Here is a 13,221-nt window from a genome sequence, read left to right as displayed (position 1 = left end):
GGTCACAGGCTGAGAAGTTGGCCTTCGCGGAAGGCGGTGCGGCCGGCGATTTTGCCGATGTTCATACCGCGCAGGACGTGGCGGAAGGCGCTGCGGGCGAAGAATACGCCGGCCGTGCCGGCCCGCACCTGGCTGCTCTCGCCGCTGACCGGGTCGATCAGCTCCGCGATCACGCTGCCGGCTTCCACCCGTTCCCCCAGCGCTTTGCGGTACAACAGCACGCCCGCTTGGGGCGCCAGCAATGGCTGCACGGCTTCCAGCGCGGTGGCTGCGCACAGCGGTGATGGAAATGGATTTTCATCGGCCGATTCCAGTTCCAGCATGCCGTTGAGCGTGAGATAGCGCAGGATCGCGTTCGCATCGGCCTCCGCCAGCTGTTCGCTGACATCGCGCTCGCCGCGCAACTCGATGGTGGCGGCAACGCAGGCTGCAGGTATCGGATGGCGCTCGGCGAAGTGCTGCGCCAGCTCCCACCACAGGCGGCTGCAGGCTTCGTCGAACGGCTCGCCGCCGGACGCGGTGGTCAGCAGGGTAGCGTGCGATTGCATCAGCGCCGACAGCGGCGCGATGGCGGCGGCCAGCGGCGTGCCGCTGTAAATATGCAGCACGGCCTCGTTATCGCAGTGCAGGTCCAGCACGATGTCGGCACCGATGGCCAGTTCCAGCAAGGTCTTCTTCAGCGTTTCGGCGTCGTCGGCCGGCTTCCACCCGGCCAGCGCGGCGCGCGCATGGCGGCGGATGATACGCACATTGGCGGCGGCATCGTCGCCCAGTTCACCTTCCAGCGTCTGTTTCAGCTCCGCCGCCACATGCTTGAAAGCGCGATTGAAGTTGGCGCCGGTGCGCAGGTCGAAGCGGCCGAACGGCGCGCCGTGCACGGCCTGCGACAGCCCGATCGGATTGGCGGCGGGGACCAGCACGATTTCGGCCCGCAGCTTGCCTGCAGCTTCCAGTGCCGTCAGGCGCCGCCGCAGGAACTGCGCCACCAGCATGCCCGGCACCTCGTCCGCATGCAGCGAGGCCTGTATGTAGACCCGTTTTTCAGCGGCGGGACCGAAGTGAAAACTGTTCAACTCATAGATGGCGCTGCCGTGCGGCGCCGAGACAGGGTGTTTTTGCACTCTCATGGTGATGGGCTGCCCCGGCATGGGGCGCGGTGGTTGGAATGCGGTCGATTATGTATCGCAATTTACACAAAGTAAATCGATGTAAGCAAATTTACAGAAAGTTGTTGAATTTTGTTTTTGTCGTTGCTAAAGTTGCTTGCAAATAGAGTTCCAAATTTTCCGGAAATGAAAGTATGCTTACACCTTTCGGAAATGGGAGAGCTGCATGAAATCAGTGAATACGGCGGACGTGGCGTTCGCGCATTCGGAACTGGGACAGCGTTTGTCGGGCGTGATGACGGAAGGATCGGCGTCGAACCGCAGCATCGCCGAATACCTGTTGCGCAATCCGCTGCGCGTGACGGCCTTGAAGATCGATGAGATGGCGGAAGTGTGCCAGGTATCCAATGCCACCATCAGCCGCTTTGCGCGCGACATCGGCTTCGGTAACTACGCCGCCATGCGCAGCGCGGTGGCCGAGACACTGCATGCGGAAATGCAGCCGGTGGATAAGCTGCGGCACACGATTGAGAACCGCAAGGGCGCGGTGTGGCCCGGCGACGAAAGTATGGAGTACGCGCTGGCGAACATCAGCAGCACGCGCAATAACCAGTCGCAGCAAGAGATGAAGCAGGTGGTGCAGAAACTGAGCAAAGCGCGCACCGTATATGTATTGGGCTTCGGCCTGTCGTCGCACCTGGCCGGGTTGCTGACGCTGCACCTGCAGCCGTTCTGCCATCACGTGGTGGAAGTGGCGGCGGCCGGCGGCACCGAAGTGGCGGCAGGGCACCTGGCCAATGTCGGCGTGGGCGACGTGCTGGTGGTGATTTCCTTCCCGCGCTATGCGCTGGATGTGATTCGACTGGCCCAGTATGCACGCGACCGCAAGGCGTGCGTGATCTCGATTACCGATGCGCCGGCGTCGCCGCTGGTGGAGGTGTCGGAGCACGTGCTGTACGCCACCAGCAGCCATGCGGTGCTGCCGAGCAGCGCGACGGCGGCAGTGGCGGTGATCGAGGCATTGGCGGTGTCGCTGATGGTCTCGAACCAGGACAACGTAGAAAAAGCTGCGCGCTTGACGGAGGCGATTTCGGCCTACCTGTATGGCGCAGCAGGAACCAACACCAAAAAGGTGAAGAAGCGCACCGCGAAGAGCGGGGCGTCATAACCGCAATTTCAACAGGGAGTGGGGAATGAGTCTGCATCGGAAGAAAAAATTGGCATTGAAGCTCGCAGTGGGCGTATCGGCGGCGGTGGCGCTGCCGGTCCATGCCCAGGAAGAGCAAAAGATCCAGCGCGTGGAAATTACCGGCTCGTCGATCAAGCGCATCGATGCCGAAACCGCGCTGCCGGTGCAGATCATTGGACGTGAAGACATAGACAAAAGCGGCGTGACCACGGCCGCCGAACTGCTGAAGAATATCAGCGCCAACACCGCGCCGCTGTCGGACGGCGCCAGCATCACCGACGGCACCTCGGGCCAGCGCGGCTTCAACGGCGCCAACCTGCGCGGCATCGGCGTATCGTCCACGCTGGTGCTGCTGAACGGCCGCCGCCTCGCCAACTTCGCTTCGCCAGGCGACAACTCGGGCGTCGATCTGAATAACATCCCGGCCGGCGCGATCCAGCGCGTGGAAGTGCTGAAGGACGGCGCCTCCGCCATCTACGGCACGGACGCCATCGGCGGCGTGATCAACTTCATCACCCGCAAGGACTACACCGGCGTCGAACTGAATGCTTCGGCGGCCGGCACGCAGGAAGGCGGCGCGGGCAAACGCACCGCCAGCATCGCGGGCGGTTTCGGCAAGCTGCAGGAAGACCGTTTCAATCTGTTCGGCGTGCTGGATGTGCAGAAGCTCGACTCGTTGCGTTCCAGCCAGCGCGACTTTATCCAGGAGCGTCCACTGGCGGCCAACCTGCCGGCGCTCATGTCCAGCAATACCTACCCGGCCAATATAGACATCAACAGCGCCCAGCGCGCGGCGCTGATTGCCGCCGGTGTGCTGCCTGCCGGTTCCACCGCCAACCGCATCAACCCAAGCGCGCCGGATTGCGCGCCGCCGGCCACGGTCTACGCGCCCAAGGGCCCGGGCGGCAAGCTGGGGTGCAGCTACGACTACATGGAAGACACCGAGATTTATCCGAAGGCCAGCAAGATCGGTTTCATCGGCCGCGCCACGTTCCAGGCCAGCGCCGATCACCAGATCTTCCTCGAACTGGTGCAGTCGGAAGCGAAGAGCGACTATGTATTGAGCCCGAATCCGCAGCGCATCCGCAATCTGCCTGTCAGCCTGCTGCCGGAAAAATACCGAACGGCGCTTAGCGCACCGGGTCTGCCGGCCACCTTCAGCGGCATCCGCTACCGTATGACGGAAGCGGGCAACCGCACCAATCAGGTCACCAGCGACGCGCAGCGGCTGGTGCTGGGCGCCACCGGCACCGTGGCCGGTTGGGATTATGACCTGGGCCTGTCGCGCGCTGAGAACAAGGCTGTCGATAAATACGTCAACGGCTATGTGCTGTTCGATAAGTTCGACGCCGCCGTGCGTTCGGGCCTGGTTAATCCGTTCGGGCCATCGAGCAAGGCTGGCCAGGACCTGATCAACAGCATCAAGGTCAACGACGAAGCGCGCAAGTCCAAGGGGACCTCGACCGCCATCGACGGCAAGGTATCGACCTCTCTGGCGACGCTGGAAGGGGGCGACCTCGGTCTGGCCATTGGCGCCGAAGCGCGCCGCGAGCGCAGCACCTTCACGCCTTCGGCGCTGCTGCTGTCGAATAATATCGCCGGCGACCGCGATACCGGCCTCACCGCCGGCTCCACCACCGACCTGGTGGCGACCGACGACGGCCGCACCGTGGCCTCGGTCTACAGCGAAATCAATGCGCCGATCAGCAAGCAGCTGGAACTGCAGGCGGCGCTGCGCTACGACCATTACACCGAAGTCGGTTCGACCGTGAATCCGAAACTCGGCGTGCGCTGGCAGCCAGCCAGGCAGCTGGTGCTGCGCGGTTCGGCCGGCACCGGCTTCCGCGCACCGTCGCTGTCGGACCTGAAGCGCCCGACCACCTACGGCAGCGCATCGAGCTTCCTGACCGATCCGGAATGCGTGAAGAATGGCCTCGACAGCATCGACGGCTGTACCGATCAATGGCCGGTGGAGCGCCGTTCGAACCCGCACCTGAAACCGGAGAAGTCGCGCCAGTTCTCGCTGGGCGTTGCGCTGGAGGCCGCGCCGGGCCTGAACCTGACCGTGGATTACTGGGACATCCGCAAGAAGGACGTGATCAGCACCCTGGGCGAACAAATCATCGTCGACAACGCCGCCAAGTACGACGGAAAATACATCGAACGTGACGGCGATGGCTTCATCACCAACATCATTCTGCAGAAGGAAAACCAGGGCAAGCTGAATACTTCCGGCCTGGATCTGGGCGTGGATTACAAAACCGCCAACAGCGCCGCCGGCCGCTTCTCGGTCAACGCCACCGGCACGCTGGTGCTGAAGTACGACCGCCAGTTCGGCCCACTGGAGCCGGTGCGCAGCAACCTTGGCCTGTTCCTGAACGACCAGGTGATCCAGAAATGGCGCCATCGCATCAGCTTCGGCTGGGATCTCGGCGCGTACAACCTGACGCTGTCGAACCAGTTCTCGTCCGGCTACACCGACCAGAATACGACCTACGACCCGGTGGCCGACGCGCTGCTGCCGTCGCGCCGCGTCAAGCCTTACTCACTGTGGGACTTGAGCGGCAGCTGGGCGATCAGCAAGCAGGTCAAGCTGCGCGCCGGCGTGCTGAATCTGGGCGACACCGCGCCGCCGTACTCGAACCAGGCGTATTATTTCCTGGCAGGGTATGATCCTACCTATACGGATCCGCGTGGACGCAGCGCCTTCATCAGCGTAAGCTACGCGTTCAAATAAGGCAGGACCGGGGAACGGGGCGCAAGCCCTGTTTCTCTTTCTTTAGACAGGGAATAGCGTATGACGATTTGGGTGAAAGCGGTGCGCCTGATGTGCGTATCGTTGATGGCATTATCCATACAGGTTTCACACGCGGCCGATGCGCCGCCGCAGGGCAACCTGCTCATCGCCGGCGGTGCGATCCGCGCCGATAACACCATCATCTGGGAAAAGCTGGTGCAGCTGGCCGGGGGCAAGGGCGCACGCATCGCGGTGATGCCCAGCGCGGCCGGCAATCCTGAGCGTTCGGGCGCCAACATCGCCGCCACGCTGGGCAAATACGGTGCATCCGCCTTCGTGGTGCCGGTGTCGATCCGCCTCAAAAATACCGATTACAAGGCCGCAGCCGAAGACCCAGCGCTGGCGCGTGCTATCCGCGAAGCCGGTGGCGTCTACTTCTCAGGCGGCGACCAAAGCTACATCACCAAGGCGCTGGTGCGTCCGGACGGCACACGCACCGCCGTGCTGCAAGCCATCTGGGATGTGTACAACAAGGGCGGCGTGATCGGCGGCAGCAGCGCCGGTGCCGCCATCATGAGCAGCACCATGTACTACGATGCCAAGACGGTGCTCGGGACCCTGGCCGCCGGCGTCAATGACGGCCGCGAACTGGCGCCGGGATTGGGCTTCGTCGGCACCGACCTGTTTGTCGACCAGCACCTGTTGGCACGCGGCCGCTTCGCGCGCATGTTGCCGGCCATGCTGAAGAAGAATTACAAGCTGGGACTGGGCATCGATGAAAACACCGCGATGGTGATCAACGCCAAACGCGAGGTGGAAATCATCGGCTACCAGGGCGCGTTGCTGCTGGATCTGCGCCAGGCCAAGACCAATGGCGACATCAAGGAATTCAACCTGACCAACGCCCGCATCAGCTACCTCGATCGCGGCGACCGCTATAACCTGGTCACCGGCCAGTACACGCCATCCGCCGACAAGGCCGACGGCAAGCTGGATCCTGCACAGCCTTTCCTCAATGAGCAGGTGTACACGGCCGACATCCTGGGCCACAACATGGTGCTGGTGATGATGGAGCGCCTGATTAACAACGCCCGCAGTGAAGCCATCGGCATCGCCACCGCGCCGCCGGGCGAGGCGCAGGATGGGCTGGGATTCGAGTTCAAGCTGACCCGCGACGCCGGCAGCGTCGGTTATGAATCGGCGACGGCGGAAGCCTACACCATCCTGAACCTGCGTCTGGACGTGCGTCCGCTGCAGATCACGCGGCCTTGGTACCGTTGATCTTGTCGCGCTGCTCCTGCTTGCGTTTCTCGGCCTGCTGAATATTGGCGATCTGCTGCTCCTGCATGTCGATCAGGCGTTGCAGATCCATGATTTGCTTCATCAGGAGTGTTTGCTCCATCGGGTCAGTCGATTCGCGCAGCTGTTTTTGCAAGACAGTCAATTGTTTGCGCAGACCCTTGATCTGCGAAAGAATCGAATTGATCTGACCTTGCGCTCCCATGTCGCTCACGTGCGCACTGGGCTCCACTAATAAGGCCATGATGTACCCCCAAACGGCTGTGTATATTCTGGTAAGGCGGCCGCTTACGGGTAAATACTAAGTTCCCAGTTGCCGGAAATGTACGTATCCTTACATCTTTTTAAAAATCGAGAGCAGTATGACGGCAGGTAATACGATTCCGGCGGACGTCGCATTCGTCCATTCGGCGCTGGGCAAGGTGCTGGCGGGCGTGCGCGCCGAGGGTTCCGCCTCCCACCGCAGCATCGCGGATTACCTGATGCGCAATCCGATGCGCGGCACCGCGCTCAAGATCGAGGAAATGGCCGAAGGCTGCAAGGTATCGACCGCCACCATCAGCCGTTTTGCGCGCGATATCGGTTTTAACAGCTACGGCGCGATGCGCAGCGCGCTGGCCGAAACCCTGCACACCGCCATGCAGCCGGTGGAAAAGCTGCGCACTTCGATCGCGCGCCGCAAGGTGTCCCAATCGGCGGGCGAGGCGAGCATGGAGTACGCACGCAGCAACCTGGCTGCCACGCAGGGCGCGCATTCGCCGCAGGTGCTGGATGCAGTGGCGCGCAAAGTCAGCGGGGCGCGCACGGTGTATGTGCTGGGACTCGGCATGTCGTCCAGCCTCGCCGCCATGCTGACGCTGCACCTGCAGCCATTCTGTCAGCACGTGGTGGAGATGGCGGCGGCCGGCGGCACCGAAGTCGCGGCCGGGCAGCTGGTGCACCTGCGTCGCGGCGATGTGCTGGTGGTGTTCTCTTTCCCGCGCTATTCGAGCGATGTGATGCGGCTGGCGCAGTTCGCGCGCAGCCAGCGTGCCACCGTGGTGGCAATTACCGACAATCCGTCGGCGCCGATGGTGTCGCTGTCCGACCACGTGCTGTACGCCAGTGCCGCACATGGCGTGCTGCCGAGCAGTATGGTGGCGGCGGTGTCGGTGATTGAAGCGCTGGTAGTGGCGCTGATGGTGTCCAACAAGGCGAATGTGCGCAAGGCGGTGCGGCTCAGTGAGGTCATCGGCGAGTACATGGTCGGCGGGACTGTTTAGCGGATTTACTAAACTCGGGGCCATATTTGGTTTTCGTATTGACCGTCGCCGAAGCCGGCGCTATAACGTCAGGATGAAAACGACTACCTTCCTCCCGGCTGGCGTTATCGCGCTGGCCCTGGCGCATTCCCTGGCCCTTCCGGCGCTCGCCACCGCCCAAACCACGCCTGCTGCGGCGGTCGATGTCTTCATCGGCACCGGCGGCGACGGCCATACCTTCCCGGGCGCGACCCGCCCGTTCGGCATGGTGCAGCTCAGCCCCGATACGCAGGTGCGGCCGTTCCGCCAGAGCTATCCGTGGGCGGCCGGCTATCGCTACGACGACGACAGCATCCTCGGTTTCTCGCATACCCATTTCTCCGGCAGCGGCCACTCCGATCTGGGCGACGTGCTGCTGATGCCATACAGCGCCGAGACCAAGTGGGAGCCGGGCTATCCCGAGCGGCCGTTCAGCGGCTATCGTTCGCGCTTCAGCCACAAGGAAGAACGCGCGGAGCCTGGCTACTACAAGGTGCGCTTGTCCGATAACGAGGTCGATGTCGAGTTGACCGCCAGCGAGCGCGTGGGCCTGCATCGCTACCGCTACGCCAAGGGCGCCGAGGCCAAGGTCATGCTGGATCTGCGTTCAAGCATCTACGATTACGCAGCCAAGAATCTGTGGTCACGCCTGCGCGTGCGCGACAACACCCTGATCACAGGCATGCGCGAGACGCGCGGCTGGGCGGCAGGGCGTCAGCTGTACTTCGCAATCCAGTTCTCGCATCCATTGAAGGAGCGCACACTGCGCAATATGGAGCGCGATGTTGAATACAAAGGCTTCGCCGGGCCGGCCGACAAGGTGCTGGTGGAGGGCAAGGCGCTGGTCGGCGCGCTGGAATTCGGCGTGCCTGCGGACGGCCAGCTGCAAGTCAAGGTTGCGATATCGGGCGTGAGCGAGGAGGGCGCGATCGCCAATCTGGCCGAGATGCCGGGCTGGGACTTCGATGCGGAGCGCGCCAAGGCGTCTGCTGCATGGAATGAGGCGCTGGGCTCCGTTGCCATCGAGGCCGAGCCGGAGATGCGCAAGATGGTGTACACGGCGCTGTATCACAGCATGCTGGCGCCTAGCCTGTTCATGGACCGCGACGGCCGCTATCGTGGCCCGGACAACGAGGTACATCAGGCGTCGGGCTTCCGCTACCACTCCACCTTCTCGCTGTGGGACACCTATCGCGCGCTGCATCCTCTGCTGACGCTGATCCAGCCGGAGCAGCGCAATGTGGACTTCGTGCGTTCGCTGGTCGAGTCGCAGAAGCATAGCGCGTACGGCATATTGCCGGTGTGGGCTTTCCACGGGCAAGAGACCTGGTGCATGATCGGCTACCACGCGGTGCCGGTCATCGCCGACGCCTACATGAAGGGCCTGAAAGGCTTCGATGCGGAAGAGGCATTGAAGGCCATGACCAGCAGCGCGGAGTACGGCCCGTATGGCGGTTTGCAGCACTACATGAAGCTGGGCTACGTGCCGATCGACCTTGAGCCGGAAGCGGCGTCCAAGACGGTGGAATATGCGTTCGACGACTGGACCATCGCGCGTATGGCGGAGAAGATGGGCAAGAAGGATATCGCCGCCCGTTATTACAAGCGCGCCCAGAACTACCGCAACTCCTTCGACGTGAAGACCGGATTCCTGCGCGCGAAGAAATCGGACGGCACCTTCCGCGAGCCGTTCAATCCGGTGCAGTCCAACTTCGGCAGCGATTACACCGAGGGCAGCGCGTGGCAGTACTCGTGGTATATGCCGCACGATAACGCAGGCCTGATCAAGATGCTGGGCGGCGATGCCGGCCTGCAGAGCAAAATCGATCAGGTGTTCGACGCCAAGGTGGACGACAATGTGTACGCGCACATGGAAGACATCTCTGGCCTGATCGGCCACTACGCGCACGGTAACGAGCCATCGCACCATGTGGCTTACCTGTACAACTATGCAGGCGCGCCGTGGAAGACGCAGAAGCGCCTGACGCAAGTGGTGGCGACGCAGTACAACACCACGCCGGCAGGCCTGTCGGGTAATGACGATCTGGGGCAGATGTCGGCGTGGCTGGCCTTCACCGCGCTGGGCTTCTACCCGGTGGCGCCGGGCAGCAATGAGTATGTGATCGGCCGTCCGTTCCTCGATAAAGCGGTGCTGAATCTCCCGAACGGCAAGCAGTTCACGATCCGCGCGCCGGGCCTGAGCAAGGACAATGTGTACGTGGCGGGCATCACGCTGAACGGCAAGCCGCTGGCGCAAACCTACCTGCGCCACGACCAGATCACGGCGGGCGGCGAGCTGGTATTCACCATGTCCAGCCAGCCGAACACCGAATGGGGCAAAGGCCTCACTGCACGCCCTTACACCCAGACGGCTTACTAAGGCGGCTTCGGTTGTAGCGTCAAAGTCTGGATGGTGGGCGGTGTGGTCGGTGCGAGCAGCACCGAGCCGCTCACCCGGCCGCGCGCGCAGCGCCACGTAAAGCCGCCGGCCAACGGGCCGCTGGGGTTCAGCGGCGCCGAGGTATCGCAGTCGCCGACGGCGGCTTTCAATTGTTCGAGGTCGCGGCGCCAGCCCGCTGCGTCGCGGTCGAGCAGGAAGTTCATGGCCAGTTGGCCGCTGGCGACGCTCACATCGCCTTTTTGGTAAATCGAACCAGCCGCCGTGTATGCGGCCGCCAGCTCCGGTCCCGCCGTGAGGCTGCGCGCTTTCAGGTAGCCGCCACGGCTCAACACCATCGCAGCATCCCATACCGCAGCCGATGAACCGGAATAACTGCGGTTGGTGAATGCGAACACGCCGACGCCGTAATCCGGCAGCAGCAGGACGTGCGATCCATAACCGGGATAACCGCCGCCGTGGCTCAGTGTCAGGCCCAATTCGCAATCGGTGGCGGCGATCAAGCCCATGCCGTAGGTGGACGCCTGGCGGCAGCTGTCCGCACCGGTGTGGCCGAAGCGCTGGCGCAGCGCGGGGAAGTTGGAGCCATGCGCAAGTTCCCGTACCGTGGCGCGCTTGACCGGGCCGGCGTCCGCGCCGTCGCGCGCGGGCCACGCGGCCAGCAGGTAGGCCATCCATTTGGCGTAATCCACGGCGCTGGTTTGCACACCGCCCATTGCGCCGAACGCGCCGTGCGCCATCGTCTGCACTTGCGTCCATTTGTTGTCGGCCCAGTGGTAGCCTTGGGCGCGGCGTTCGCGCGGCGCGGCGTCGGCCATATAGCCGGTGGACGACATGCCCAGCGGCTGCATCAGCATGGACGAGATGGTGTCCGCATACGGTCGGCCCGAGACGTTGCCGATGATGCGGCCAAGGATGGCGTAACCAAGGTTGGAGTATTCCATCGTCACGCCGGGTGCATGGCTGAATGGCACGCCGGTGCGCAGCAGTTGTGTGAAATCGGCTTCGGGCAGCGGTGTCTGGCGGTCGCCCCACGGATCATCGGTCACCAGGCCGGCGGTGTGGTTGAGCAGGTCGCGCACGCGGATGCGCGGTGCGTCCTCGGTTGGGGACTTCCAGTTTTTCAGCTCCGGCACATAGCTTTCAGCCAGCGCATCGAGGCGCAGCTTGCCGTCGTCGCGCAGCTTCAGCACCGTCAGCGCGGTGAAGGCCTTGCTCATCGAGGCGATGCGGAACAGCGAGTCCGGCGTGACCGGCCGGTGCGATTCGAGGTCTTGCACGCCCATGCCGCGCACATAGACCAGCCGTCCATCGGCCACGATTCCGTAGACCAGTCCGGGGATATGCTGGTCGAGCGCATAGTCGGCAAAGATGGCGTCCACCTTGTCGAAGAGCGCCGCATCGCTCTTGTCGTCGGCGATGGCGTGCAGCGGCATCGCCAGTGCGGTGATGCACAGCAGGGTGACACGTTTCAGGCTTGGCATTGATAGATCCTTCAAGCGGAGATCTCAGGCTCGCGGTTGTAGAAGGTGAGGTTGTTGCCGGCTGGGTCTTTGATCGACATTTCGCGGCCGCCCCACGGCACTTCCTTCACGCCGGCGCGGGCGTGCTTGTATTGTTTGGCGATGAGTTCCGCTTGATAGGCATCGACATCGGTGGCGGCGATGCGGATGGCTGCTCCGGGCGAACAATCGCCGAAGTGGCCGGACAAGTGCAGCAGGCAGCCGTCTTTGGATACCTGCATGTAGAGTGGCATGCCATCCTCGAAGCGATGCTCCCAGTCGACTTTGAAGCCGAGGAATTCGACATAGAATTCAAGCGCCATCGCTTCATCGAAGATGCGCAGGATAGGTGTGACGGTGCCCAGGCTCATGGCGCGTCCTTTACAGGTGTTGGTCGAACAAAACCGGATTGCCATCCGGGTCGATGGCGATGAAGCTGGCCGGACCTGTGGTGGTATCGTCGGCTTCCATCTCCAGTGCCACGCCTTGCGCCTTGAGCTGGCGCTGGATTTCGCGGATGTCGGTAAAACCGTCGAGCGCCAGCGCATTCTGGTCCCAGCCGGGATTGAAGGTCAGCATATTCTTCTCGAACATGCCCTGGAACAGGCCGATCACGTGATCGCCGTTCTTCATGATCAGCCAGTTCTGGCCAGCATTGCCGCCGAACTGGGTGAAGCCGAGCTTCTCATAAAACGCCCGTGACGCGGCCAAGTCTTTGACCGCCAGGCTGATGGAAAATGCGCCGAGTTGCATGATGACCTCCTGCCACTTAGGAATCAGACAACTCTAGCACACCACCCGCGCTCAGTACACCTCGGGCACGATGATCTCAGGCGGCACCGGGCGGCGCACATAGTCGTCATGGTATTCGCGCTCCGGCAGTTCGATCGCCGGATGACTTACCTCTTCATACGGCATTTGGCCCAGCAGGTGGTGGATGCAGTTCAAACGGGCCTTCTTCTTGTCCACGCCTTGCACCACCCACCACGGCGCTTCCGCGATGTGGGTCCGTTCCAGCATCACCTCCTTGGCGCGCGTGTATTCTTCCCAGCGGCGGCGCGATTCCAGGTCCATCGGGCTCAGTTTCCACTGCTTGAGCGGATCGTGGATGCGGCCGAGGAAGCGCGCGTTCTGCTCTTCGTCGGAAATCGAGAACCAGTATTTGATCACCTGGATGCCGGAGCGCGCCAGCATGCGCTCAAATTCCGGCACGGTCTGGAAGAACTCCTCGTACTGTTCGTCGGTGCAAAAGCCCATCACGCGCTCGACGCCAGCGCGGTTGTACCAGCTGCGATCGAACAATACGATTTCGCCGGCGGCCGGTAGATGCGAGACGTAGCGCTGGAAGTACCACTGCGTGCGTTCGCGATTGTTCGGTGCGGGCAGGGCGGCCACGCGGCATACGCGCGGATTCAGTCGCTGCACGATGCGCTTAATGACACCACCCTTGCCGGCGGCGTCGCGGCCTTCGAAGATGATGACGACCTTGTGGCCGGTGTGGACCACCCAGTCCTGCAGCTTGACCAGCTCCGCCTGCAGGCGGAATAGTTCGCGGAAGTAGAGGCGGCGCTCTTCCTTGGCTTCGGCGCTGCGTTCGCGTTCGACCACCTGCTTGGTGTGCGGGTCTATCTCGCGGTCTTCGAGCTCCATTTCCAGCTCCTCGTCATAGCTGTCGGTCAGCTCGCGCTGGACGCGGTCCAGTAAATCGTG

Annotated in this window: 11 protein-coding genes; 5 read left to right on the top strand and 6 right to left on the bottom strand. The window is 62.9% G+C overall.

From position 1 onward, the window contains the following. Nucleotides 1-2 precede the first annotated feature (2 nt). Complete coding sequence (locus BMZ70_RS06025; RefSeq protein WP_092277602.1) at nt 3-1,127, bottom strand: succinylglutamate desuccinylase/aspartoacylase family protein; 1,125 nt, start codon at nt 1,125-1,127, stop codon at nt 3-5. 205 nt (nt 1,128-1,332) lie between these two features. Here BMZ70_RS06025 and BMZ70_RS06020 point away from each other — a divergent pair, with 205 nt between their 5' ends. Genes BMZ70_RS06020 through BMZ70_RS06010 form a run of 3 tightly spaced genes read left to right on the top strand, consistent with a single transcriptional unit; the run spans nt 1,333 to nt 6,313 of the window. Beyond that, nucleotides 1,333-2,274: a MurR/RpiR family transcriptional regulator gene (locus BMZ70_RS06020; protein ID WP_092271248.1), complete on the top strand. Its 942-nt coding sequence runs from the start codon at nt 1,333-1,335 to the stop codon at nt 2,272-2,274. Nucleotides 2,275-2,323: 49 nt separating this feature from the next. Then, nucleotides 2,324-5,032, top strand: coding sequence for a TonB-dependent receptor (locus tag BMZ70_RS06015; RefSeq protein WP_229205312.1), 2,709 nt, complete (start codon nt 2,324-2,326; stop codon nt 5,030-5,032). A gap of 60 nt (nt 5,033-5,092) precedes the next feature. Further along, nucleotides 5,093-6,313: a cyanophycinase gene (locus BMZ70_RS06010; RefSeq protein WP_307183503.1), complete on the top strand. Its 1,221-nt coding sequence runs from the start codon at nt 5,093-5,095 to the stop codon at nt 6,311-6,313. Here the strand turns inward: BMZ70_RS06010 and BMZ70_RS06005 are convergent. After that, nucleotides 6,291-6,545 (bottom strand): FlxA-like family protein, encoded by a 255-nt coding sequence (locus BMZ70_RS06005; RefSeq protein ID WP_165403519.1) that lies wholly within the window; start codon nt 6,543-6,545, stop codon nt 6,291-6,293. The two genes, BMZ70_RS06010 and BMZ70_RS06005, sit on opposite strands and share 23 nt — an antisense overlap. A gap of 148 nt (nt 6,546-6,693) precedes the next feature. On the opposite strand from BMZ70_RS06005, the gene BMZ70_RS06000 reads away from it, so the two are divergent. Together BMZ70_RS06000 and BMZ70_RS05995 are read left to right on the top strand one after the other, a co-directional pair. Next, nucleotides 6,694-7,593, top strand: coding sequence for a MurR/RpiR family transcriptional regulator (locus tag BMZ70_RS06000; protein WP_092271242.1), 900 nt, complete (start codon nt 6,694-6,696; stop codon nt 7,591-7,593). Between the two features lie 73 nt (nt 7,594-7,666). Further along, nucleotides 7,667-9,991 (top strand): GH92 family glycosyl hydrolase, encoded by a 2,325-nt coding sequence (locus BMZ70_RS05995; protein ID WP_092271240.1) that lies wholly within the window; start codon nt 7,667-7,669, stop codon nt 9,989-9,991. Here BMZ70_RS05995 and BMZ70_RS05990 read toward each other — a convergent pair. From BMZ70_RS05990 to ppk2, 4 genes are read right to left on the bottom strand one after another with little or no spacing between them, the layout of a single operon-like run. After that, complete coding sequence (locus BMZ70_RS05990; protein ID WP_092271238.1) at nt 9,988-11,493, bottom strand: serine hydrolase domain-containing protein; 1,506 nt, start codon at nt 11,491-11,493, stop codon at nt 9,988-9,990. The two genes, BMZ70_RS05995 and BMZ70_RS05990, sit on opposite strands and share 4 nt — an antisense overlap. Before the next feature lie 11 nt (nt 11,494-11,504). Further along, nucleotides 11,505-11,882, bottom strand: coding sequence for a glyoxalase superfamily protein (locus BMZ70_RS05985; RefSeq protein WP_092271236.1), 378 nt, complete (start codon nt 11,880-11,882; stop codon nt 11,505-11,507). A 10-nt stretch (nt 11,883-11,892) separates the two neighbouring features. Next, on the bottom strand, nt 11,893-12,264 hold the full coding sequence (locus BMZ70_RS05980; RefSeq protein ID WP_092271234.1) for a VOC family protein: 372 nt from the start codon (nt 12,262-12,264) through the stop codon (nt 11,893-11,895). A gap of 51 nt (nt 12,265-12,315) precedes the next feature. Further along, nucleotides 12,316-13,161 carry a polyphosphate kinase 2 gene (gene ppk2, locus BMZ70_RS05975; RefSeq protein ID WP_373922512.1) on the bottom strand — a complete coding sequence of 282 codons (846 nt, stop codon included), beginning with the start codon at nt 13,159-13,161 and terminating at the stop codon, nt 12,316-12,318. Nucleotides 13,162-13,221: the final 60 nt, after the last annotated feature.

Origin of the sequence: Duganella sp. CF402 (assembly GCF_900109645.1) — a bacterium.
Taxonomy (GTDB): domain Bacteria; phylum Pseudomonadota; class Gammaproteobacteria; order Burkholderiales; family Burkholderiaceae_D; genus Rugamonas.
The sequence above is the reverse complement of the archived record's forward strand: the minus strand, read 5'-3'. Positions and strand labels throughout refer to the sequence as shown.

Coding starts and splice junctions, on each gene's coding strand:
- BMZ70_RS06010 (WP_307183503.1), top strand. CDS start 5,093: ATGACGATTTGGGTGAAAGCGGTGCGCCTGATGTGCGTATCGTTGATG.
- BMZ70_RS06020 (WP_092271248.1), top strand. CDS start 1,333: ATGAAATCAGTGAATACGGCGGACGTGGCGTTCGCGCATTCGGAACTG.
- ppk2 (WP_373922512.1), bottom strand. CDS start 13,161: ATGGAGCTCGAAGACCGCGAGATAGACCCGCACACCAAGCAGGTGGTC.
- BMZ70_RS05990 (WP_092271238.1), bottom strand. CDS start 11,493: ATGCCAAGCCTGAAACGTGTCACCCTGCTGTGCATCACCGCACTGGCG.
- BMZ70_RS05995 (WP_092271240.1), top strand. CDS start 7,667: ATGAAAACGACTACCTTCCTCCCGGCTGGCGTTATCGCGCTGGCCCTG.
- BMZ70_RS05985 (WP_092271236.1), bottom strand. CDS start 11,882: ATGAGCCTGGGCACCGTCACACCTATCCTGCGCATCTTCGATGAAGCG.
- BMZ70_RS05980 (WP_092271234.1), bottom strand. CDS start 12,264: ATGCAACTCGGCGCATTTTCCATCAGCCTGGCGGTCAAAGACTTGGCC.
- BMZ70_RS06025 (WP_092277602.1), bottom strand. CDS start 1,127: ATGAGAGTGCAAAAACACCCTGTCTCGGCGCCGCACGGCAGCGCCATC.
- BMZ70_RS06000 (WP_092271242.1), top strand. CDS start 6,694: ATGACGGCAGGTAATACGATTCCGGCGGACGTCGCATTCGTCCATTCG.